We start from the raw sequence: 19,152 nt of genomic DNA, 5'->3' as shown, positions 1-19,152 counted from the left end.
TATCGACTCACGCGCTAAACCGGCGCGCCAGTGCGTAACTGCTGTAACAAACGCTCCACGGGAGCCGCCAGGCCAACTGACGGCGGTTGCGCTAAGTTATACCAGAGCGCATTGCCTTCATCCATGCAGCCGGTGAATGACGACACGGGAAGCCACATAGGCACAATATCTAAGTGGAAATGGCTGAAGGTATGCCGAAACGCGGTCAGCTGCGTCAGGTTATCGGCAGCAATCTGCCGTTGCGCCAGCCATAGTCGCAAACTTTCTTCATCGGCAAACTGCGGGAAACAGTATAAACCGCCCCACAATCCACTCGGCGGGCGCTGCGCCAGCAATACCTCATCATCATGCTGTAACAGTAAAAAGTAACCCGTGCGCTCCGGTAGCGTCTGCTTTGGTTTTTTGCCCGGATAAAGCGACCAGCTATTGTTGGCGGCGGCAATACACCCGTTTTGTAGCGGACAGAGCGAACATTTCGGCTTCGAGCGCGTGCAAATCATCGCGCCCAAATCCATCATCGCCTGATTAAACCGATCCACGCCGACCGCGGGCGTCACCTGCTCGCTCAAACTCCACAGTTTATTCTCGACCTCTTTTTTCCCAGGCCAGCCGCTTACAGCATAGCAGCGCGCCAGCACCCGTTTGACGTTACCGTCGAGAATCGGAAAGTGCTTACCCAGAGAAAGCGAGAGAATCGCGCCGGCGGTGGAACGCCCGACGCCCGGTAACGCCGCGACTTCTTCAAAGGTTTCCGGGAATTTACCGCTGTGTAAGGTGGCCACTTGCTGTGCCGCTTTATGCAGATTGCGCGCGCGGGCGTAATAGCCAAGCCCGGTCCACAAGTGGAGAACTTCATCCAGCGGTGCATTGGCGAGATCGGTCACCGTCGGGAAGCGCGCCATAAAGCGTTCAAAATAGGGGATAACGGTCGCAACCTGAGTTTGTTGCAACATCACTTCTGAGAGCCATACTTTGTAGGGCGTCTTGTCAATTTGCCAGGGCAGCGTTTTCCGCCCGTATTTATCGTACCAGTCCAGAACCTGGGCTGAAAATTGCGACGCTTGCATGGTCACCGAATTCACTGTTGTTGGGGGCAAGATTGCAGCACAGCGACGGCAGGGTGTAAACCGGAACTTTCCGCAGCCACGGCCTTATCATGCTTGCATCCGGCAACTAACTTTGGATAATGCCCGTTTTCAGAACACTTTCACAAGCGACTAAATCTTTATGAAAAACGACGTCATCTCACCGGAATTTGATGAAAACGGCCGCCCACTGCGCCGTATCCGTAGTTTTGTGCGCCGCCAGGGGCGACTGACCAAAGGCCAGGAACATGCGCTGGAAAACTACTGGCCGGTGATGGGCGTTGAGTTCAGCGAAGATATGCTGGATTTCCCTGCGCTTTTTGGCCGTGAAGCGCCGGTGACGCTTGAGATTGGTTTCGGCATGGGGGCGTCGCTGGTGGCAATGGCTAAAGATCGCCCCGAGCAGGACTTCCTCGGCATTGAAGTGCATTCACCGGGCGTTGGTGCGTGCCTGGCTTCTGCGCATGAAGAGGGCTTAAGCAACCTGCGCGTGATGTGTCACGATGCGGTTGAAGTGCTGCATAAAATGATTCCTGACAATTCATTGCGCATGGTGCAGCTCTTTTTCCCTGACCCGTGGCACAAAGCGCGCCATAATAAACGCCGTATCGTTCAGGTGCCGTTTGCCGAACTGGTAAAAAGCAAACTACAACTGGGGGGCGTATTCCATATGGCGACCGACTGGGAACCTTATGCGGAACATATGCTTGAAGTGATGTCTTCTATTGACGGTTATAAAAACCTGTCAGAGAGCAATGATTACGTACCGCGTCCGGCATCACGTCCGGTGACGAAATTTGAACAACGTGGTCATCGTCTTGGTCACGGAGTATGGGACTTAATGTTCGAGAGGGTGAAATAATGGCAAAGAACCGTAGCCGTCGTCTGCGTAAAAAAATGCACATCGACGAATTCCAGGAATTAGGATTTTCGGTGGCATGGCGATTCCCGGAAGGTACATCGGAAGAACAGATTGATAAAACCGTTGATGACTTTATTAACGAGGTTATCGAACCGAACAAACTGGCCTTTGACGGCAGCGGTTATCTGGCCTGGGAAGGTCTGATCTGCATGCAGGATATCGGCAAATGCACCGAAGAACATCAGGCGATTGTGCGTAAGTGGCTGGAAGAGCGCAAACTGGGCGAGGTACGCACCAGCGAACTTTTCGACGTTTGGTGGGACTAAGAAAACATACGGGCGATGACAAATGCAAAACTGTCTGATGCGCTACGCTTATCAGGCCTGGAAAGATGCACAATCGAGTAGGCCGGATAAGGCGTTTACGCCGCATCCGGCATGGATGACATGTACTTTGTTATCAATCTGGGGCCAGCAAATGCTGGCCTGATTTGTTCTTGAGGGAAGACTATGATGCGCAAAATGCTGCTGGCGGCAGCACTTTCAGTGACGGCAATGACCGCTCACGCCGACTACCAGTGCAGCGTCACGCCGCGTGACGATGTGATTGTCAGCCCGCAAACCGTGCAGGTGAAGGGCGAAAACGGCAATCTGGTGATCACGCCAGACGGCAACGTGATGTATAACGGTAAGCAATATTCCCTGAACGCCGCCCAGCGCGAGCAGGCGAAGGATTATCAGGCTGAACTACGTAGCACGCTGCCGTGGATTGATGAAGGCGCGAAAAGCCGCGTCGAAAAAGCCCGTATTGCGCTGGATAAAATTATCGTTCAGGAGATGGGCGAAAGCAGCAAAATGCGCAGCCGTCTGACCAAACTTGATGCGCAGCTGAAAGAGCAGATGAACCGCATTATCGAAACGCGCAGCGATGGCCTGACGTTCCACTATAAAGCCATTGATCAGGTTCGCGCCGAAGGCCAGCAATTAGTGAATCAGGCAATGGGCGGAATTTTACAGGACAGCATTAATGAAATGGGCGCGAAAGCGGTGCTGAAAAGCGGCGGTAACCCATTACAGAATGTGCTGGGAAGCCTGGGCGGTCTGCAATCCTCAATCCAAACCGAATGGAAAAAGCAGGAAAAAGATTTCCAGCAGTTTGGCAAAGATGTTTGTAGCCGCGTTGTGACTCTGGAAGATAGTCGCAAAGCCCTGGTCGGGAATTTAAAATAATCCTCTATTTTAAGACGGCATAATACTTTTTTATGCCGTTTAATTCTTCGTTTTGTTACCTGCCTCTAACTTTGTAGATCTCCAAAATATATTCACGTTGTAAATTGTTTAACGTCAAATTTCCCATACAAAGCTAAGGGATAATGCGTAGCGTTCACGTAACTGGAGGAATGAAATGGAGTTTTTCAAAAAGACGGCACTTGCCGCACTGGTTATGGGTTTTAGTGGTGCAGCATTGGCATTACCCAATATCACCATTTTAGCAACCGGCGGGACCATTGCCGGTGGTGGTGACTCCGCAACCAAATCTAACTACACAGCGGGTAAAGTTGGCGTAGAAAATCTGGTTAATGCGGTGCCGCAACTGAAGGACATTGCGAACGTTAAAGGCGAGCAGGTAGTGAATATCGGCTCCCAGGACATGAACGATAATGTCTGGCTGACACTGGCGAAAAAAATTAACACCGACTGCGATAAAACCGACGGCTTCGTCATTACCCACGGTACCGACACGATGGAAGAAACCGCTTACTTCCTCGACCTGACGGTGAAATGCGACAAACCGGTGGTGATGGTCGGCGCAATGCGCCCGTCCACGTCCATGAGCGCAGACGGTCCATTCAACCTGTATAACGCGGTAGTGACCGCAGCTGATAAAGCCTCCGCTAATCGTGGCGTGCTGGTGGTAATGAACGACACCGTACTGGACGGTCGCGATGTCACCAAAACCAATACCACCGACGTAGCGACCTTCAAGTCTGTTAACTACGGTCCTCTGGGATACATTCACAACGGTAAGATTGACTACCAACGTACCCCGGCACGTAAGCACACCAGCGATACGCCGTTCGATATCTCTAAGCTGAATGAGCTGCCGAAAGTCGGCATCGTTTATAACTACGCTAACGCATCCGATCTTCCGGCTAAAGCACTGGTAGATGCGGGCTATGATGGCATCGTTAGCGCTGGTGTGGGTAATGGTAACCTGTATAAATCCGTGTTCGACACCCTTGCAACCGCCGCGAAAAACGGCACTGCAGTAGTGCGTTCTTCCCGCGTACCGACGGGCGCTACCACTCAGGATGCCGAAGTGGATGATGCGAAATACGGCTTCGTCGCCTCTGGCACGCTGAACCCGCAAAAAGCGCGCGTCCTGCTGCAGCTGGCTCTGACGCAAACCAAAGATCCGCAGCAGATCCAGCAGATCTTCAATCAGTACTAATCACCTCGCCCCGGTAACGTGCCGGGGCTTTTTCACTTCAGACTTACGTCCATTGCCAATTTTCATCACCCTAATGATAATCACCAGAATAAATTATTCCGCGCGAGGGTTTTCGGGTGAAAAAGCAATGGATTGTTGGCACGGCGCTGCTTATGTTGATGACTGGTAATGTCTGGGCAGATGGCGAACCGCCAACTGAAAATATCTTAAAAGATCAATTCAAAAAGCAGTATCACGGCATTCTCAAGCTTGATGCTATCAGCTTAAAAAATCTTGATGCTAAGGGTAATCAGGCCACCTGGTCAGCGGAAGGCGATGTCTCTTCCAGTGACGATCTCTATACCTGGGTCGGTCAGTTGGCAGATTACGAACTGCTCGAACAGACCTGGACGAAAGATAAACCGGTAAAATTCTCGGCGATGTTAACCAGTAAAGGAACGCCCGCGTCTGGCTGGTCGGTGAACTTTTACTCTTTTCAGGCGGCAGCCAGCGATCGTGGGCGGGTGGTCGACGATATCAAAACGAATAATAAATATCTGATCGTGAATAGCGAAGATTTCAATTATCGCTTTAGTCAGCTTGAGTCTGCGTTGAATAACCAGAAGAACTCGATTCCTGCGCTGGAAAAGGAAGTGAAAGCGCTTGATAAGCAAATGGTGGCGGCGCAGAAAGCAGCGGATGCATATTGGGGAAAAGATGCAAACGGTAAGCAAATGACCCGCGAAGACGCCTTTAAAAAAATTCACCAACAGCGTGATGAGTTTAATAAACAGAATGATAGCGAGGCGTTCGCGGTTAAATATGACAAAGAGGTTTATCAACCGGCGATTGCGGCATGTCATAAACAGAGTGAAGAGTGTTATGAAGTGTCGATTCAGCAGAAGCGAGATTTCGATATCAACGAACAACGGCGACAGACTTTTCTGCAATCACAAAAACTTAGCCGTAAATTGCAGGATGACTGGATAACGCTCGAGAAAGGGCAATATCCGTTAACGATGAAAGTTTCAGAAATAAACAGTAAAAAAGTCGCGATTTTGATGAAAATTGACGATATCAATCAGGCTAATGAACGCTGGAAAAAAGATACCGAACAATTGCGGCGCAATGGAGTGATTAAGTAACTCATGTTAAGTACCTTTGCCGGATAATATAAAAAGTTATCCGGCAAATTATTTTTTACATTAGCCCTAGTAGCTGTGGAATGAACAAGGATATTTGCGGGATGTAAGTGATCATCATCAACGTGATTAACAATACGGCATAAAATGGCAGCAATGGTTTGATCAAATGTTGAATCTTCACACCTGAAATAGAACAACCAACAAATAGCGCACTACCCACCGGCGGTGTTAACAGCCCAATACAAAGGTTGGCCACCATCATAATACCGAAATGTACCGGATCCATTCCCAGCTCTTGTGCAATCGGCAAGAAGATTGGTGTGAAGATTAGTACAGCCGGTGTCATGTCCATAAAGATGCCGACAATTAATAAGACGATATTAATCAGCAGCAATATGATCAGTGGGTTATCAGAAATCCCCATCAATGCGTCGCTGATCATATAAGGAATATCAGCATTGGTCATTGCCCAGGACATGCCCACGGAAAAACCGATCAACAGTAATACAATCGAAGTGGTAACAACCGATTCCAGAATCAGTTTGGGTAAATCGCGCCATTTTACTTCCCGGTAAATCAGCACCGAGAGAATAAATGTGTAGACAACGGCAATTGCTGACGCTTCAGTTGCGGTAAAAATGCCGCCCAGAATGCCGCCCATTACAATGAACACCAGAAGCAAACTTGGTAAGGCATCCAGAAACGCTTTACATGCCTGAGCAAAGGTTGCTCTTTCTGAAAGTGGGTAGCCACGGCGTTTAGCAATAATGCCGCAGACTATCATTACCGCAAGACCCATTAAGATCCCTGGCAAATATCCCGCCATAAATAACGATGCTACAGAAACGCCACCAGCTGTCAGGGAAAACACAATTAACACGTTTGAGGGCGGTATCAGTAATCCAGTAATACAGGATGAGACGTTTACAGCGGTAGAAAATGCCGGATCATAACCTTCTTTGGTCTGAATGGGATTCAGTGTGCCACCAACGGCAGCAGCTGCCGCAACGGCTGAACCAGAAATGGAACCAAACATCATATTCGCCAGGACGTTCACATGACCAAGCGAACCAGGAACGCGGCCAACCATTACCTGGGCGAGGTTAATCAAACGTATCGCAATACCGCCGCTGTTCATCAGCGTTCCGGCAAAGATGAAAAAGGGGATTGCCAACAGGGCAAAGTTATCCAGTCCATTAGCCAGTCGTTGCGAAACAGTGATTGCCGCGATATCCCAGGGAAACATCAAAAGCATTGAAGCTACAGTGGCAATACCGATTGAGAACGAAATGGGCACACCAATAAAGACCAGCACAAAAAAACAGCCAAACAGTGTAATCGCGATATAACTATCCATTAACTGGCCTCCTGCGCAGGTTGTTTCAGTTGTTGAATGCTTTGATTAATAAAACACAAGGCATAAAACATCATCACCAATCCACTTAATGGCAGAATGATATATACGTATCCCATCGGTATTTGCATCGCGGCAGATACCTGTGATGTTGCCAGTGTTTTATCAATTAATTTCAGGCCACCAGTCACAATGACCGAACCGGCAAAACCTAAAATAAGAACGTTAATGACTATACTAAGAAGTAATTGCTTGCGCTTATTCAGGGCGAGAGCAAATAAATCGATAGAGAGATGTCTCTGCGCGCCGACGGTATATGCAGCACCTAATAATCCTACCCAGATCATCAAAAAGCGTGCCAGCTCATCGGTTAATGTACTTGGCTGGTTAAGTACGTAGCGGCTAAATACTTGCCAGACTACGCATACAACCAGAGCAAGCATTACGGCGACAGAAAACGCGGCAATGACGCGGTCTACCGCAAGTTTCAGGCGGTTAAATATCATTGTAAGCATCCTGGAAAATCAGGGCCAGAGACTGGCCCGAAATATTATTGAGCAGCGTTGTCGAATTTCTCTAACAAAGCAGCTTGTTTTGGATCTTTTTTGAAGTCGTCAAACAGAGGTTGAACTGCGGCACGGAATGGGGCTTTATCAACCTTAACGATTTCACCACCCATAGCTTTCGCCTGAGCACGTGTGTCAGCGTCAATTTTTTCCCACAATTTTTGTTGATAAGCTTCGGATTTCTTCGCCGCTGTTTCGAGGATTTGTTGCTGTTCTGGGGTTAATTTATTCCATGTTTTGGTGGAGATAACCAAAAAGTCAGGAATTGAGGCATGTTCATCTTCAGAAAAGACTTTGGCAATTTCGATATGTCGAGTCTGCACCCAGGAAGGCACGTTATTTTCTGCGCCATCTACTACACCTTGCTGCATCGCAGTATAAACTTCGCCAAATGAAATTGGAGTGGGTGAGCCACCCATCAGTTCAATCATTTTGATGGTGGTCGGGCTTGGCTGAACACGAATTTTCAGCCCTTTAAGATCTTCTGGCTTAGTAATCGGTTTTTTCGCATAGAAACTGCGTGTACCCGCTACATAAGCTGATAAAGCAAAAAAGCCTTTATCTTTTGTTGAATCCATAATTTCTTTACCAACTTCACCAAAAACCACTTTGTTGAAGTGCGCCTGATCTTTAAATAAGAACGGCAAATTATAGATAGCATAAATATTATCAAAAGACTCCAGATCACTGGCGGAACCTTTGGTCATATCCAGTGCACCATTTTGCAACAACTCCATAGTTTCTCGCGCATTACCCATCTGGCTGCTGGGGTAAATACGGATCACCATATTACCTTTTGACAGCTGTTTTACTTCTTTCGCCAGCTCTTCAAAACTCTGATGTACAACATGACTTCTTTCCAGGTTGTGTGCTAACTTTAACGTCACTTTTTCTGCGGCGTTTACGCCAGTGCTAACCAGAGCCAGCAAGGATGCGCAGACTAATGAGCGGGTAAATGACCTCATTTTCATAAAAAAACTCCCTGTTGAAGAATGGAAATTGGTTGATATCTAATTGTGCTTATCAGTGCTTTGTGCGACAAATTGGTTAACCTGTCTGACAACTTGTCTATGTTTATCACAACTTGAAATAAAGTCAGAAATTAAATATTAATTTTGTGCGCCAGGTTGTACATGTTTATAATCAATAAATGATGAGTAAATATTCACTAAATATATATAATAAATATCGTCGATATTTATTCAGTAAGAAATATATTTTTTCCGAAGTTAATTAACGGGGGGTTATGAGAAGTGATTAATGCGCCCGCAGGCGCATTAATGATTACTCAGCGAGGAATAATTCAAGAAGTGAGTTTAAGAATAATTTACCATGCTCGGTTATCTGCCAGTAATCCGCACATTCTGTGAGATAACCTTGAGCGATAGCCTCGTCTAACTGAGAGCGAATAACTTCTTCAGAAAGGCCAGTATATTGGCTAAACTCCACGCGCGGCGCGGCCTCAAGCAGACGGAAGCGATTCATAAAGAACTCAAACGGTTTATCTGCAGCTTCGACATCACGCTGGCTTTCCAGATATCTTCCCTGCATAAAACCACGCGGATGACGCGTTTTGGTGGTACGCAGAATGCGACCATCCGGGAAGGTGACTTTGCCGTGCGCGCCGCAGCCAATACCAATGTAGTCGCCAAATCGCCAGTAGTTGAGATTGTGCTGGCACTGATAACCTGGTTTGGCGTAAGCGGATGTTTCATACTGCTGATAGCCCGCTGCGGTTAATAACTGATGCCCCTGTTCGAATATATCCCACAACGCATCGTCGTCCGGCAGTACCGGCGGGCGAGAGCCAAACAGCGTATTAGGTTCGATGGTCAGTTGATACCAGGAAAGATGCGGCGGATTCAGTTCAATAGCCTGGCGCAGATCGCCAAGCGCCTCTTCCAGTGATTGATCCGGCAGCCCATGCATCAAATCAAGGTTAAAACTACGCAGCCCCAGCCCGCTTGCAAGTTTTGCCGCTCGTTTCGCTTCTTGCGGGCCATGAATGCGCCCAAGTCGTTTCAGCTTTTCTTCGCTAAAACTCTGCACACCAATAGAGATGCGGTTCACACCAGCACGCTGATAATCAACAAAGCGATTGGCTTCTACCGTACCAGGGTTCGCTTCCATAGTAATTTCTGCATCCGCTGCCAGCGGCAAACGCGCACGCACGCCGTCCAGCAGCGTTTGCATCGCCGGGCCGGAAAGCAGGCTCGGCGTACCACCGCCAATAAAGATTGTCTGCACTTCACGGCCCTGAGCGTAAGCCACATCGTTGTCCAGATCGTTAAGCAGATGCTGAACATAATCGTCGTGCGGCACTTCTCCTTTCAACGCGTGAGAGTTGAAATCGCAGTACGGGCATTTCTGCACGCACCACGGGATGTGAATGTAGAGACTCAGCGGCGGTAATTTAACCATTACGTAAAGCGTCCAGCAGCAGTTTCAATGCCTGACCACGGTGGGAAATGGCGCTCTTTTCTTCGCGGGTCAGTTCGGCAGCGGTTTTCCCTTCGGAAGGAACGAAGAAAATTGGATCATAACCAAAGCCACCAGTGCCCGCTGGTTCACGAGTAATCACACCCGGCCAGCTGCCGTGGCACACCAGCGGAGTGGGATCTTCCGCGTGACGCAGATATACCAGCACGCAGTGGAAACGCGCCTGACGTTGGTCGTCCGGTACGTCTTTCAGTGTTTCCAGCAATTTTTGCAGATTCTTTTGATCGGTCGCGTCTTCCCCGGAATAACGCGCGGAGTAAATGCCCGGCGCACCACCCAGCACATCTACCGCCAGACCAGAGTCGTCGGCAATTGCCGGTAAACCGGTCACTTTTGCCGCATGGCGCGCTTTCAGAATCGCGTTTTCGATAAAGGTCAGGCCAGTTTCTTCAGCGGAATCTACGCCGAGATCTGTTTGGGCCACGATATCAAGACCGAAGTCGCTAAGCAGCGACGCCAGCTCACGCACTTTACCGGCATTGCCGGTTGCGAGGACAACTTTTTGCATAGGATACCTAATTAATTAACGCCGCGATTTCTGGCGGGATTTGTTGCGGATTAATGATTTTAATTTGTTTGTGGCGGCCAAGTTCGCCTTTTTCAATTACCACCTGGCTTTTGGCTACCCGGAATTGCTTACCGAGAAACTTCACCAGATGGCTGTTGGCCTGGCCGTCAACCGGCGGCGCGGTAATGGCGACTTTAACTTCGTCGCCATGTAAACCGACAATAGAATCACGGCTGGCTTTCGGCTGAATATAGAGCCGTAAAACCAGACCGTCATCATTAACTGTTACGGCACTCATAACGCCATCCACAGCCCCGGCAGCAGCATGTTTCCGGTTGCCTGTAATACTTCTGCGACACCCATATTGATGACATACAGCAACAGAACGAGGATCATCGGCGAGAAATCAATCCCACCCATTGCCGGTAGCAGGCGGCGAATCGGGCGCAGCAGCGGATCGGCCAGCTGAATCAGCACGTATTCAATCGGGCTACGCCCCTGGCTTACCCAGCTCATAATCGCCATCACCAGCAGGACCCAGAAAATCAGCAGGCCGATGGTTTTCAGCAGAATCAGTAAACCGGCAATCCAAATGATTGGCAGAAAGGTCACCACTTTAAACAGCACGATGGCTTTGATGAAACTGAGAATGTACGCAACCAGCAGTGAGGCGCTGTCAATTGGCCCCATTGCCGGAATAACGCGGCGCAGTGGCCCGATAATTGGCTGCGTTACCTTCACTACAAACTGTGAGAAGGGGTTGTAAAAATCACAATGAGCCCACTGCATCCAGATGCGTAATAACAGCACCATGGTATACAGCTCAATGACCGTTGAAAGCAGGAAAGTCAACGTATTCATGGCGTTCCTTTAATTCCTTATTTTTTAGAGTAATCACGCGCACCAAAAATTGCAGTGCCGATACGAACCATCGTGCTACCTGCCGCAATGGCGGCTTCCATATCGTCCGACATTCCCAGAGAGAGCGTGTCGATATGCGGGTAGCGCGTTTTCAGTCCGGCAAATGCTACAGCCATTTGGCGTGCAACTTCAAACTGCCTTACATATTCTGACTCAGGCGCAGGGATTGCCATCAGCCCGCGCAGACGTAAACTCGGTAGTTCAGCGACCGCAGCTGCCAGCTCGTCCAGTTCTGCCAGTTGAATCCCGGACTTACTGTTTTCATCACTAATGTTAATTTGAATCAGTACGTTAAGAGGGGGAAGTTCTGCCGGGCGCTGGTCGTTCAGGCGGGTAGCGATGCGCAAACGGTCGATGGTATGACACCAGTCGAAATGCTCTGCCACCAGGCGGCTTTTATTAGACTGCAACGGGCCAATAAAATGCCATTCTAATCCTGTTACGCCCAGTTCCTGAAAGTGGCGAATTTTATCTACCCCTTCCTGAACGTAGTTTTCACCAAATTGACGCTGCCCGGCATCAATGGCTTCTGCGATGGCGCTCGCAGGTTTTGTTTTACTGACTGCAAGCAGCGTAATTTCTTCTGGAGAACGGCCGCAACGCGTTGCAGCCGCTGAGATTTTGTCCCGGACCTGTGCCAGGTTATGCGCAATATCGTTCATTTTCCGAGGATCTTAGTATGAATATGGAAGAAATTGTGGCCCTTAGTGTAAAGCATAACGTCTCGGATCTACACCTGTGCAGCGCCTGGCCCGCACGATGGCGTATTCGCGGGCGAATGGAAGCTGCGCCGTTTGATGCGCCGGACGTCGAAGAGCTACTGCGGGAGTGGCTGGATGACGATCAGCGGGCAATATTGCTGGAGAATGGTCAGCTGGATTTTGCTGTGTCGCTGGCGGAAAACCAGCGGTTGCGTGGCAGTGCGTTCGCGCAACGGCAAGGTATTTCTCTGGCATTACGGTTGTTACCTTCGCACTGTCCACAGCTCGAACAGCTTGGTGCGCCACCGGTATTGCCGGAATTACTCAAGAGCGAGAATGGCCTGATTCTGGTGACGGGAGCGACGGGGAGCGGCAAATCTACCACGCTGGCGGCGATGGTTGGCTATCTCAATCAACATGCCGATGCGCATATTCTGACGCTGGAAGATCCTGTTGAATATCTCTATGCCAGCCAGCGATGTTTGATCCAGCAGCGGGAAATTGGTTTGCACTGTATGACGTTCGCATCGGGATTGCGGGCCGCATTGCGGGAAGATCCCGATGTGATTTTGCTCGGAGAGCTGCGTGACAGCGAGACAATCCGTCTGGCGCTGACGGCAGCAGAAACCGGACACCTGGTGCTGGCAACTTTACATACGCGTGGTGCGGCGCAGGCAGTTGAGCGGTTGGTGGATTCATTTCCGGCGCAGGAAAAAGATCCCGTGCGTAATCAACTGGCAGGTAGTTTACGGGCGGTGTTGTCACAAAAGCTGGAAGTGGATAAACAGGAAGGACGCGTGGCGCTGTTTGAATTGCTGGTTAACACACCCGCGGTGGGGAATTTGATTCGCGAAGGGAAAACCCACCAGTTACCGCATGTTATTCAAACCGGGCAGCAGGTGGGGATGTTAACGTTTCAGCAGAGTTATCAGCAGCGGGTGGGGGAAGGACGTTTGTGAGGCTAAAGTGATTGATTAGCTTCGTAAATATGCCTGATGCGCTACGCTTATCAGGCTTACAAATGTAGTCATTCACGCCGCATCCGGCAATAAGGAGCGATGACGTAAATCGCCTTAATATCCCTGCTCGAAATAACTTTCGAGAATGATAACCGCAGAGGCAGAGTCAACTTTGCCTTTGTTGAGCGCCCGATAGCCGCCCTGTTCAAACAGACCGGAACGGGCTTCCACAGTGCTAAGACGCTCGTCATGGAGCTTTACTTCAACACCGAAACGACCATGAATACGGTTGGCAAATTTGCGCGCTCTGGCGGTTAACGGCTGTTCGGTGCCGTCCATATTCAGCGGCAAACCGACGATGATTTCGTCAGGCTGCCACTCTTTCAGTAAACGTTCGATGAGGTTCCAGTCCGGCGTACCGTCCTGCGCTTTAATTGCAGGCAAAGGGCGAGCGGTGCCGGTAATGCGTTGGCCGACCGCTACGCCAATGCTTTTGGTGCCGAAGTCGAAGGCGAGTAAGGTTCCACTCATCAGGCGTGCCCTGCCACACCAGGCATGGTGAGAATATCCACACCAATCAGTTTTGCCGCCTCGCGCCAGCGGTCGGCAATCGGTGTTTTGAACAGAATATTCAGATCCGCCGGGGCCGTTAGCCACGCGTTATCGAGAATTTCTTGTTCCAGTTGACCTTTCTCCCAGGAGGCATAGCCCAGAGCCACCAACACGTCAGACGGTTGTTTATCGGTGCCGAGCGTTTCCAGCACATCGCGGGAAGTGGTCATCACCGTGTTGTCTGAAATGCGAATGCTGGAAGCAAAATTGGAGGGCGGAGTATGCAAAATAAACCCGCGATCTTCAGCCAGCGGACCGCCGAGCATAACCGGTTTATCCAGACGGATTGATTCATCACGCGGCTCCGGCGTGATCTTCAGCTTTTCCAGAATCCCTTCAATTTTGAGATTTTCCAGCGGCTTGTTGACGATGATCCCCATTGCACCATTGGTATTATGTTCGCAAATGTAGACCACGGAACGACGGAAAATCGGATCCTGGAGAGCAGGCATGGCAATAAGAAAGTGATGCTGTAAATTCATTGTCAGAGGTTCTGTTTCCTGGTTCAAAAAAGCAACAGCGCCCAGTATGCGTGGAAAGAAGGGCGCTGTCACTCAGAGTCTCAACGAGATCCTTCTCGCTAAGGTGGGTTACTGCTGCTGTAAACGTGCTTCGATGGCATCCATTAACATTCCGGTGATCGACACCGGAAACTCTGCTTCAATCTCACGAATACAGGTTGGGCTGGTGACGTTAATTTCAGTCAGACGGTCGCCAATGATATCCAGACCAACAAAAATCAGCCCTTTTTCTTTCAGTGTCGGCCCGATCTGACGGGCGATTTTCCAGTCACTTTCCGTCAGCGGACGAGGTTCACCGCGACCACCGGCAGCCAGATTGCCACGGGTTTCGCCCCCCTGCGGAATACGCGCCAGGCAGTACGGCACCGGCTCGCCATCCACCACCAACACGCGTTTGTCGCCATCTTTAATGGCTGGCAGGTAATTTTGCGCCATGCAGTAGCGAGTGCCATGCTCAGTCAGGGTTTCGGCAATCACGCCGAGGTTTGGATCGCCTTCTTTCACGCGGAAAATCGACGCGCCGCCCATACCGTCAAGCGGCTTAAGAATGATGTCGCTGTGTTTCTCCCAGAACGCTTTCAGCTGTGCTTTATTGCGCGTAACCAGCGTTTCTGGCGTTAAGTCAGAGAACCAGGCGGTAAACAGTTTCTCGTTACAGTCGCGCAGGCTCTGAGGCTTGTTAACGATCAGCGTCCCTTTCTCTTCGGCACGTTCCAGAATATAGGTCGCGTAGATAAACTCGGTATCAAACGGCGGGTCTTTACGCATCAGGATCACGTCGAGATCGGCCAGCGGCAGATCCTGTTCACCGACGAACGAAAACCACTCTTCGTAGTTCTGCTTCACGTTCAGCGTGCGGGTATGGGCGCGGGCTTCGCCATTGATCAGATACAGATCGCCCATCTCCATATAGTGAAGTTCGTAACCACGACGCTGTGCTTCCAGCAACATAGCGAAACTGGAATCTTTCTTGATGTTGATGTTTGCGATGGGGTCCATCACGATGCCGAGCTTGATCATTATTCTTCTCCGTTAGCCCAAATCGCCAAATCGTACTTGTAGCGCGGTAATGGCGGTGAGCGCAGTTGTCTCTGTACGCAAAACGCGAGGTCCCAACAGGATATCAGTAAATTGATAGCGGGCAGTCATGGCAATTTCATCTGCCGATAAACCGCCTTCCGGGCCAATCAGCAGGCGGACGCGTTCAACCGGTAACGGCAACGTATTGATGCTGTTACTGGCGCGCGGGTGAAGATTCAGTTTCAGTCCTTCATCCTGCTCTGCACACCAGGCTTCCAGATCCATCGCTGGACGGATTTCCGGCACCCGGTTACGACCACACTGCTCACAGGCAGCAATTGCAATCTTCTGCCACTGCTGGAGCTTCTTGTTCAGACGTTCACTATCCAGTTTAACGCCGCAGCGCTCAGAAAAAAGTGGCGTAATGAGGCTTACACCGAGTTCGATCGATTTCTGGATCGTAAATTCCATTTTTTCACCACGCGACATCACCTGACCGAGGTGAATATGCAGCGGAGATTCGCGATCGTCGATCTGGCCTTCCAGCACCTTCACTTCCACGCTTTTTTTGCTGGCGCTGGTAATTTCGGCGTCAAAGACCTGGTTGCTACCGTCAAACAATTGCAACGCCTGTCCCGGCCCCATACGCAGTACGCGCCCGATATGGTTGGCGGCATCTTCGCAAAGCGCGATGTGAGAATGGCTGGTCAGTGGTTCAGGATGATAAATGCGGGGGATACGCATAGTTAAAAATCCGCGTCGTCTCCCCACGCGGTTGTACGCGTGGGGTAGGGGTTAACAAAAAGAATCCCGCTAGTGTAGGTTAGCTCTTTCGCGCCTGGCAAGCGCGTTGCACATACGGGTTATGATTGCCCTGCACCTTCGCGATGCGTTCATCGCGCTCGCACTCCCAGTCGGTAACCGGATACATCTTGTCCCATGCGTTGAACAGTTGCGTTTGCTGGCGAGAGAGTGTCAGGTTGTATTGGTCACGCATATAGAAGTAGGTGCGCGCAATGGCACCGCGTGCACGCGCTGGTGGTTCGGCGGCTTTTTCTTTGAAATCGACCTTCATGGCGCATTGACCGTACTGGCCTTCGCCGCCATTCCACTGGCTGTACATAAAGTTGCCGCGATCGCCATTCACCTCGCCGACTGACGGTTGCAGGTTATGCATATCGCTTTCCATCTTGCGATAGACCGGATCTTTGGCGCAGTTTTTACGTCCACCGTCCTGCCAGCACTGGCGCTGGTGACCGAATTGCCAGGCGGGAACGACGTGTTCCCACTCTACGCGGCTGGCGCGGTTTTCATTTTTGCGCACCTGATAGCCGCACGATTGCAGATCAACAACGCCTTTTTTGCCCTGCCAGTTAATTTTACATCCGCAATAAAACGTACCGGGCGCGTCAGCGTGGACTTTTACCGCCGCGGCTTTCGCCTGAGAAAAACTATTGATACCTTCGGCCAACGCCGGGCCGGAAAATGCTGCGCTCAGTACCACCGCAGCAATAGACAAATAACGGTACATCACTTACTCCGTGTTAAAACGAGCCAGCAACGTAGCGAAAGTTGTTTTGGTATGCAATCAGCCAGATCAGGAAAGTTCCTGATAGTTCAGATGGTTATTTTGCGACCAGTTGTTCGCCGCAGTGAACACAGCGATAGACGGCTTCGCCACGAACTACGCGATTATGGCGGCGTACGGTAAGCTGATGCTCCTGGCACTTGCAGCGGTAGGGGAAGGTGTTGCGACGCACGGATTGCAGTTCAAATTGATGCGTACGACGGGCGGGAACGCCCAGCACGTTTTCCATCATCCACTTCCACTCTTTGCCATGTGGCGCTACGCGGCCGAAATGTTTCCATACCAGCAAATGTGCCAGTTCGTGCGGCACCACTTCTTCAATAAAGGCTTCACTGTTTTCCAACAGCAAAACGGGATTGAGGCGGATTTCATAGCTTTCCAGCCAGGCTGTTCCGGCGGAGGTGCCGCGCTGGGTGTAAGAGAGTTTTGGCTCCGGGTAGTTACGCCCTAGCTTCAGGTTGGCCTGGGCGAGTTTTTCCCGCAGGCGACGCATAACGGCCTGTTGGATGGCGATAGGGAGACGGGATGTTTTCATAGCGGCAGAGGATAGAGCGAAGAAAAGATGACTGCAAGAGGTGGCTTCCTCCGCGACGGGAGGAAGCCTGAGGAGATTAATCGTGAGCGCCGATTTCGCGCAGTTTACGACCTTTCATCAGATTACGTTCAATATGTTCCAGCGAAACGTGTTTGGTTTCCGGCACCAGCCACAATGTCAGCAGGATAAACAGTACGTTCAGAGCCGCATACACCCAGAAGGTGTTGGCGTTACCCAGCGTGTTGAGCATGGTCAGGAACGTTGCGCCAACGATCATGTTGGCAATCCAGTTGGTGGCGGTGGAGCAGGTGATGCCAAAATCGCGGCCTTTCAGCGGCTGAATTTCGGAGCACAGTACCCAAATCAGCGGACCGGCACTCATGGCAAAGCCAACAATAAACATCAGCAGCATGGCGATAGCGAAATACTGCGCCGACGGAGAGTGGATACCGATATGCATCATTGTACCGAGTACGCCCATGCCAGCAGCCATCACCAGGAAGCCCAGCGTTAGCGTTGGTTTGCGTCCCCAGCGGTCAACAAGGCCGATTGCGATAAAGGTGGCAAGTACGTTGGTCAGGCCGACAATCACCGTCCCCCACATTTGCTCGGTAGTGTTGGTATAACCCGCCAGTTCGAAGATTTTCGGCGCGTAATACATGATGACGTTCATCCCGGTGAATTGCTGCATTACCTGCAATAGTACGCCAAGGAACACCGCGCGGCGGAAGTTGCTATTCTCTTTAAACAGCGCCCAGCCACTCTGTTTAACCTGCAAACTTTCACGGATTTCATCCAGTTCGCGTTTCGCTTCCGCGCTGGTGTCACGCAGGCGTAGCAGCACGCGTTCGGCATCAACAAAACGGCGTTTGGCGGCAAACCAACGTGGGCTGTCTGGCAGGAAGAAGACACCAATCAGCAGCAAAATTGCCGGGATGATAATCACACCCAGCATCCAGCGCCATGCACCGGTGTAGCTGAAGGCGGTATCAGAAAGATAAGCGCCGAGGATCCCGATAGTGATCATCAACTGATACATCGAGATCATACTGCCGCGAATTTTTTCCGGCGCAATTTCAGAGAGGTACAGCGGTGCGGTATAAGAGGCCACACCCACCGCCAGCCCCAGCAGAACGCGGGAAAGAATCAGTACTTCAACGTTTGGCGCAGCCGCAGAGAACAGTGAACCGGCAACAAACAAGATTGCGCCGATCATCAGGCTCTTTTTGCGCCCGAGTTTAAAGGAGAGCCAGCCGCTGCCCACCGCACCGACTGCCGCACCGAACATCATGGAGCTTACGACCCATTCTTGCGTGTGCGAAGTAATCTGGAATTCATCTGCAATAAACGGCAGTGCGCCAGCAATTACACCGATATCCAGGCCAAAGAGTAATCCCGCCAGAGCGGCAAGGAAGCAGACGAAAAACGTCATTGCCTTGTTTGACCGCCCCTGTTTTTTAGCGTCAGGCATGATGCCCTCCAATATGGTTATTTTTTATTGTGAATTAAGATAGGTGAGTACGACGTAAAAAGATGTGAAGCAAATCACATCAGTGTAATCGCTTACACTAACATTTATCTTGGTTATGATTTAAGTGCATGAAAATAATTGAGTTATATCATCATAGATTAAACGCTGTTATCTGCAATTAAGACTTTACTGAAAAGAAATGTAACAACTATGAAATCCGAATAATAATATGAAAATATTACAAATCTTTGTCTGGCGTGGTTGGTGTAATCGGTTTCAGTAGCGATGATAATTTGCGGTAAAACGTGTTCAGGAAGAATGATGTTATTGTGCGGGCAGCTTTTTGCCGGATGCGGCGTGAACGCCTATCCACCG

General features: G+C 50.3%; 22 protein-coding genes. 6 read left to right on the top strand and 16 right to left on the bottom strand.

What is annotated here, in order from left to right:
- Window positions 1-14: 14 nt before the first annotated feature.
- Window positions 15-1,067 (bottom strand): A/G-specific adenine glycosylase, encoded by a 1,053-nt coding sequence (mutY, locus tag ACJHYD_RS09445; protein ID WP_021561367.1) that lies wholly within the window; start codon window positions 1,065-1,067, stop codon window positions 15-17.
- 160 nt (window positions 1,068-1,227) lie between these two features.
- On the opposite strand from mutY, the gene trmB reads away from it, so the two are divergent.
- The 5 genes from trmB to ACJHYD_RS09420 all read left to right on the top strand — a co-directional run bounded on the left by trmB (window position 1,228) and on the right by ACJHYD_RS09420 (window position 5,522).
- Complete coding sequence (gene trmB / locus ACJHYD_RS09440) at window positions 1,228-1,947, top strand: tRNA (guanosine(46)-N7)-methyltransferase TrmB (protein WP_000786911.1); 720 nt, start codon at window positions 1,228-1,230, stop codon at window positions 1,945-1,947.
- Window positions 1,947-2,273, top strand: coding sequence for a YggL family protein (locus ACJHYD_RS09435; protein WP_021561366.1), 327 nt, complete (start codon window positions 1,947-1,949; stop codon window positions 2,271-2,273). The genes trmB and ACJHYD_RS09435 overlap by 1 nt, the downstream gene beginning before the upstream one ends.
- A 183-nt stretch (window positions 2,274-2,456) precedes the next feature.
- Window positions 2,457-3,176 carry a DUF2884 domain-containing protein gene (locus ACJHYD_RS09430; RefSeq protein WP_000984796.1) on the top strand — a complete coding sequence of 240 codons (720 nt, stop codon included), beginning with the start codon at window positions 2,457-2,459 and terminating at the stop codon, window positions 3,174-3,176.
- Between the two features lie 175 nt (window positions 3,177-3,351).
- Window positions 3,352-4,398 (top strand): L-asparaginase 2, encoded by a 1,047-nt coding sequence (gene ansB, locus ACJHYD_RS09425; RefSeq protein ID WP_001578959.1) that lies wholly within the window; start codon window positions 3,352-3,354, stop codon window positions 4,396-4,398.
- 116 nt (window positions 4,399-4,514) lie between these two features.
- Entirely contained in the window at window positions 4,515-5,522 is a 1,008-nt protein-coding gene (locus ACJHYD_RS09420; RefSeq protein WP_001598611.1) for a DUF1202 family protein, read from the top strand.
- A gap of 55 nt (window positions 5,523-5,577) precedes the next feature.
- Here ACJHYD_RS09420 and ACJHYD_RS09415 read toward each other — a convergent pair whose 3' ends face one another.
- The 8 genes from ACJHYD_RS09415 to yggS all read right to left on the bottom strand — a co-directional run bounded on the left by ACJHYD_RS09415 (window position 5,578) and on the right by yggS (window position 12,032).
- Entirely contained in the window at window positions 5,578-6,879 is a 1,302-nt protein-coding gene (locus ACJHYD_RS09415) for a TRAP transporter large permease (protein WP_001598610.1), read from the bottom strand.
- Window positions 6,879-7,382: a TRAP transporter small permease gene (locus ACJHYD_RS09410; RefSeq protein ID WP_000577034.1), complete on the bottom strand. Its 504-nt coding sequence runs from the start codon at window positions 7,380-7,382 to the stop codon at window positions 6,879-6,881. The genes ACJHYD_RS09415 and ACJHYD_RS09410 overlap by 1 nt, the downstream gene beginning before the upstream one ends.
- 44 nt (window positions 7,383-7,426) lie before the next feature.
- Window positions 7,427-8,413 carry a TRAP transporter substrate-binding protein gene (locus ACJHYD_RS09405; RefSeq protein WP_000784004.1) on the bottom strand — a complete coding sequence of 329 codons (987 nt, stop codon included), beginning with the start codon at window positions 8,411-8,413 and terminating at the stop codon, window positions 7,427-7,429.
- A gap of 313 nt (window positions 8,414-8,726) precedes the next feature.
- The gene (gene hemW / locus ACJHYD_RS09400; RefSeq protein ID WP_001521257.1) at window positions 8,727-9,863 is read right to left on the bottom strand and encodes a radical SAM family heme chaperone HemW; all 1,137 of its coding nucleotides are present in this window, start codon (window positions 9,861-9,863) and stop codon (window positions 8,727-8,729) included.
- Window positions 9,856-10,449 carry an XTP/dITP diphosphatase gene (locus ACJHYD_RS09395; protein ID WP_001174747.1) on the bottom strand — a complete coding sequence of 198 codons (594 nt, stop codon included), beginning with the start codon at window positions 10,447-10,449 and terminating at the stop codon, window positions 9,856-9,858. Before ACJHYD_RS09395 ends, hemW begins: the two co-directional genes overlap by 8 nt.
- Before the next feature lie 7 nt (window positions 10,450-10,456).
- A complete protein-coding gene (yggU, locus tag ACJHYD_RS09390; RefSeq protein WP_001277222.1) occupies window positions 10,457-10,747 on the bottom strand; it encodes a DUF167 family protein YggU in 291 nt (96 codons plus the stop codon).
- Window positions 10,744-11,310: an osmotic shock tolerance protein YggT gene (gene yggT / locus ACJHYD_RS09385; protein WP_001094831.1), complete on the bottom strand. Its 567-nt coding sequence runs from the start codon at window positions 11,308-11,310 to the stop codon at window positions 10,744-10,746. Before yggT ends, yggU begins: the two co-directional genes overlap by 4 nt.
- 17 nt (window positions 11,311-11,327) lie before the next feature.
- Entirely contained in the window at window positions 11,328-12,032 is a 705-nt protein-coding gene (yggS, locus tag ACJHYD_RS09380; protein ID WP_001598609.1) for a pyridoxal phosphate homeostasis protein, read from the bottom strand.
- Window positions 12,033-12,049: 17 nt separating this feature from the next.
- Between yggS and ACJHYD_RS09375 the strand changes: the two genes are divergently transcribed.
- Window positions 12,050-13,030 (top strand): PilT/PilU family type 4a pilus ATPase, encoded by a 981-nt coding sequence (locus tag ACJHYD_RS09375; RefSeq protein ID WP_001598608.1) that lies wholly within the window; start codon window positions 12,050-12,052, stop codon window positions 13,028-13,030.
- A gap of 114 nt (window positions 13,031-13,144) precedes the next feature.
- Here the strand turns inward: ACJHYD_RS09375 and ruvX are convergent, their stop codons facing one another.
- The 7 genes from ruvX to galP all read right to left on the bottom strand — a co-directional run bounded on the left by ruvX (window position 13,145) and on the right by galP (window position 18,777).
- Window positions 13,145-13,561, bottom strand: a complete 417-nt coding sequence (gene ruvX / locus ACJHYD_RS09370; RefSeq protein WP_000017111.1) for a Holliday junction resolvase RuvX — start codon at window positions 13,559-13,561, stop codon at window positions 13,145-13,147.
- On the bottom strand, window positions 13,561-14,124 hold the full coding sequence (locus tag ACJHYD_RS09365; RefSeq protein ID WP_001053178.1) for a YqgE/AlgH family protein: 564 nt from the start codon (window positions 14,122-14,124) through the stop codon (window positions 13,561-13,563). Before ACJHYD_RS09365 ends, ruvX begins: the two co-directional genes overlap by 1 nt.
- A gap of 108 nt (window positions 14,125-14,232) precedes the next feature.
- Complete coding sequence (gene gshB, locus ACJHYD_RS09360; RefSeq protein ID WP_000593273.1) at window positions 14,233-15,183, bottom strand: glutathione synthase; 951 nt, start codon at window positions 15,181-15,183, stop codon at window positions 14,233-14,235.
- A gap of 12 nt (window positions 15,184-15,195) precedes the next feature.
- The gene (gene rsmE / locus ACJHYD_RS09355; protein WP_001222509.1) at window positions 15,196-15,927 is read right to left on the bottom strand and encodes a 16S rRNA (uracil(1498)-N(3))-methyltransferase; all 732 of its coding nucleotides are present in this window, start codon (window positions 15,925-15,927) and stop codon (window positions 15,196-15,198) included.
- A gap of 79 nt (window positions 15,928-16,006) precedes the next feature.
- The gene (gene endA, locus ACJHYD_RS09350) at window positions 16,007-16,714 is read right to left on the bottom strand and encodes a deoxyribonuclease I (protein WP_000286497.1); all 708 of its coding nucleotides are present in this window, start codon (window positions 16,712-16,714) and stop codon (window positions 16,007-16,009) included.
- A gap of 94 nt (window positions 16,715-16,808) precedes the next feature.
- The gene (locus ACJHYD_RS09345; protein ID WP_001300769.1) at window positions 16,809-17,306 is read right to left on the bottom strand and encodes a SprT family zinc-dependent metalloprotease; all 498 of its coding nucleotides are present in this window, start codon (window positions 17,304-17,306) and stop codon (window positions 16,809-16,811) included.
- Window positions 17,307-17,382: 76 nt separating this feature from the next.
- Window positions 17,383-18,777 (bottom strand): galactose/proton symporter, encoded by a 1,395-nt coding sequence (gene galP, locus ACJHYD_RS09340; RefSeq protein WP_001112301.1) that lies wholly within the window; start codon window positions 18,775-18,777, stop codon window positions 17,383-17,385.
- Between the last annotated feature and the right edge of the window lie 375 nt (window positions 18,778-19,152).

Source organism: Escherichia sp. WS1368 (assembly GCF_046487485.1).
GTDB lineage: Bacteria > Pseudomonadota > Gammaproteobacteria > Enterobacterales > Enterobacteriaceae > Escherichia > Escherichia coli.
Note: the sequence above shows the minus strand (reverse complement) of the source record. Positions and strands in the feature narration are given on the sequence as shown.

What these genes read in the sequence shown, in the direction of transcription:
- hemW (WP_001521257.1), bottom strand. Translation starts at nt 9,863, where the DNA reads ATGGTTAAATTACCGCCGCTGAGTCTCTACATTCACATCCCGTGGTGC.
- ACJHYD_RS09430 (WP_000984796.1), top strand. Translation starts at nt 2,457, where the DNA reads ATGATGCGCAAAATGCTGCTGGCGGCAGCACTTTCAGTGACGGCAATG.
- yggT (WP_001094831.1), bottom strand. Translation starts at nt 11,310, where the DNA reads ATGAATACGTTGACTTTCCTGCTTTCAACGGTCATTGAGCTGTATACC.
- ACJHYD_RS09410 (WP_000577034.1), bottom strand. Translation starts at nt 7,382, where the DNA reads ATGATATTTAACCGCCTGAAACTTGCGGTAGACCGCGTCATTGCCGCG.
- ACJHYD_RS09415 (WP_001598610.1), bottom strand. Translation starts at nt 6,879, where the DNA reads ATGGATAGTTATATCGCGATTACACTGTTTGGCTGTTTTTTTGTGCTG.
- ACJHYD_RS09345 (WP_001300769.1), bottom strand. Translation starts at nt 17,306, where the DNA reads ATGAAAACATCCCGTCTCCCTATCGCCATCCAACAGGCCGTTATGCGT.
- galP (WP_001112301.1), bottom strand. Translation starts at nt 18,777, where the DNA reads ATGCCTGACGCTAAAAAACAGGGGCGGTCAAACAAGGCAATGACGTTT.
- yggS (WP_001598609.1), bottom strand. Translation starts at nt 12,032, where the DNA reads ATGAACGATATTGCGCATAACCTGGCACAGGTCCGGGACAAAATCTCA.
- ansB (WP_001578959.1), top strand. Translation starts at nt 3,352, where the DNA reads ATGGAGTTTTTCAAAAAGACGGCACTTGCCGCACTGGTTATGGGTTTT.
- ACJHYD_RS09405 (WP_000784004.1), bottom strand. Translation starts at nt 8,413, where the DNA reads ATGAAAATGAGGTCATTTACCCGCTCATTAGTCTGCGCATCCTTGCTG.
- ACJHYD_RS09395 (WP_001174747.1), bottom strand. Translation starts at nt 10,449, where the DNA reads ATGCAAAAAGTTGTCCTCGCAACCGGCAATGCCGGTAAAGTGCGTGAG.
- ruvX (WP_000017111.1), bottom strand. Translation starts at nt 13,561, where the DNA reads ATGAGTGGAACCTTACTCGCCTTCGACTTCGGCACCAAAAGCATTGGC.
- mutY (WP_021561367.1), bottom strand. Translation starts at nt 1,067, where the DNA reads ATGCAAGCGTCGCAATTTTCAGCCCAGGTTCTGGACTGGTACGATAAA.
- ACJHYD_RS09435 (WP_021561366.1), top strand. Translation starts at nt 1,947, where the DNA reads ATGGCAAAGAACCGTAGCCGTCGTCTGCGTAAAAAAATGCACATCGAC.
- ACJHYD_RS09375 (WP_001598608.1), top strand. Translation starts at nt 12,050, where the DNA reads ATGAATATGGAAGAAATTGTGGCCCTTAGTGTAAAGCATAACGTCTCG.
- rsmE (WP_001222509.1), bottom strand. Translation starts at nt 15,927, where the DNA reads ATGCGTATCCCCCGCATTTATCATCCTGAACCACTGACCAGCCATTCT.
- ACJHYD_RS09365 (WP_001053178.1), bottom strand. Translation starts at nt 14,124, where the DNA reads ATGAATTTACAGCATCACTTTCTTATTGCCATGCCTGCTCTCCAGGAT.
- trmB (WP_000786911.1), top strand. Translation starts at nt 1,228, where the DNA reads ATGAAAAACGACGTCATCTCACCGGAATTTGATGAAAACGGCCGCCCA.
- yggU (WP_001277222.1), bottom strand. Translation starts at nt 10,747, where the DNA reads ATGAGTGCCGTAACAGTTAATGATGACGGTCTGGTTTTACGGCTCTAT.
- gshB (WP_000593273.1), bottom strand. Translation starts at nt 15,183, where the DNA reads ATGATCAAGCTCGGCATCGTGATGGACCCCATCGCAAACATCAACATC.
- endA (WP_000286497.1), bottom strand. Translation starts at nt 16,714, where the DNA reads ATGTACCGTTATTTGTCTATTGCTGCGGTGGTACTGAGCGCAGCATTT.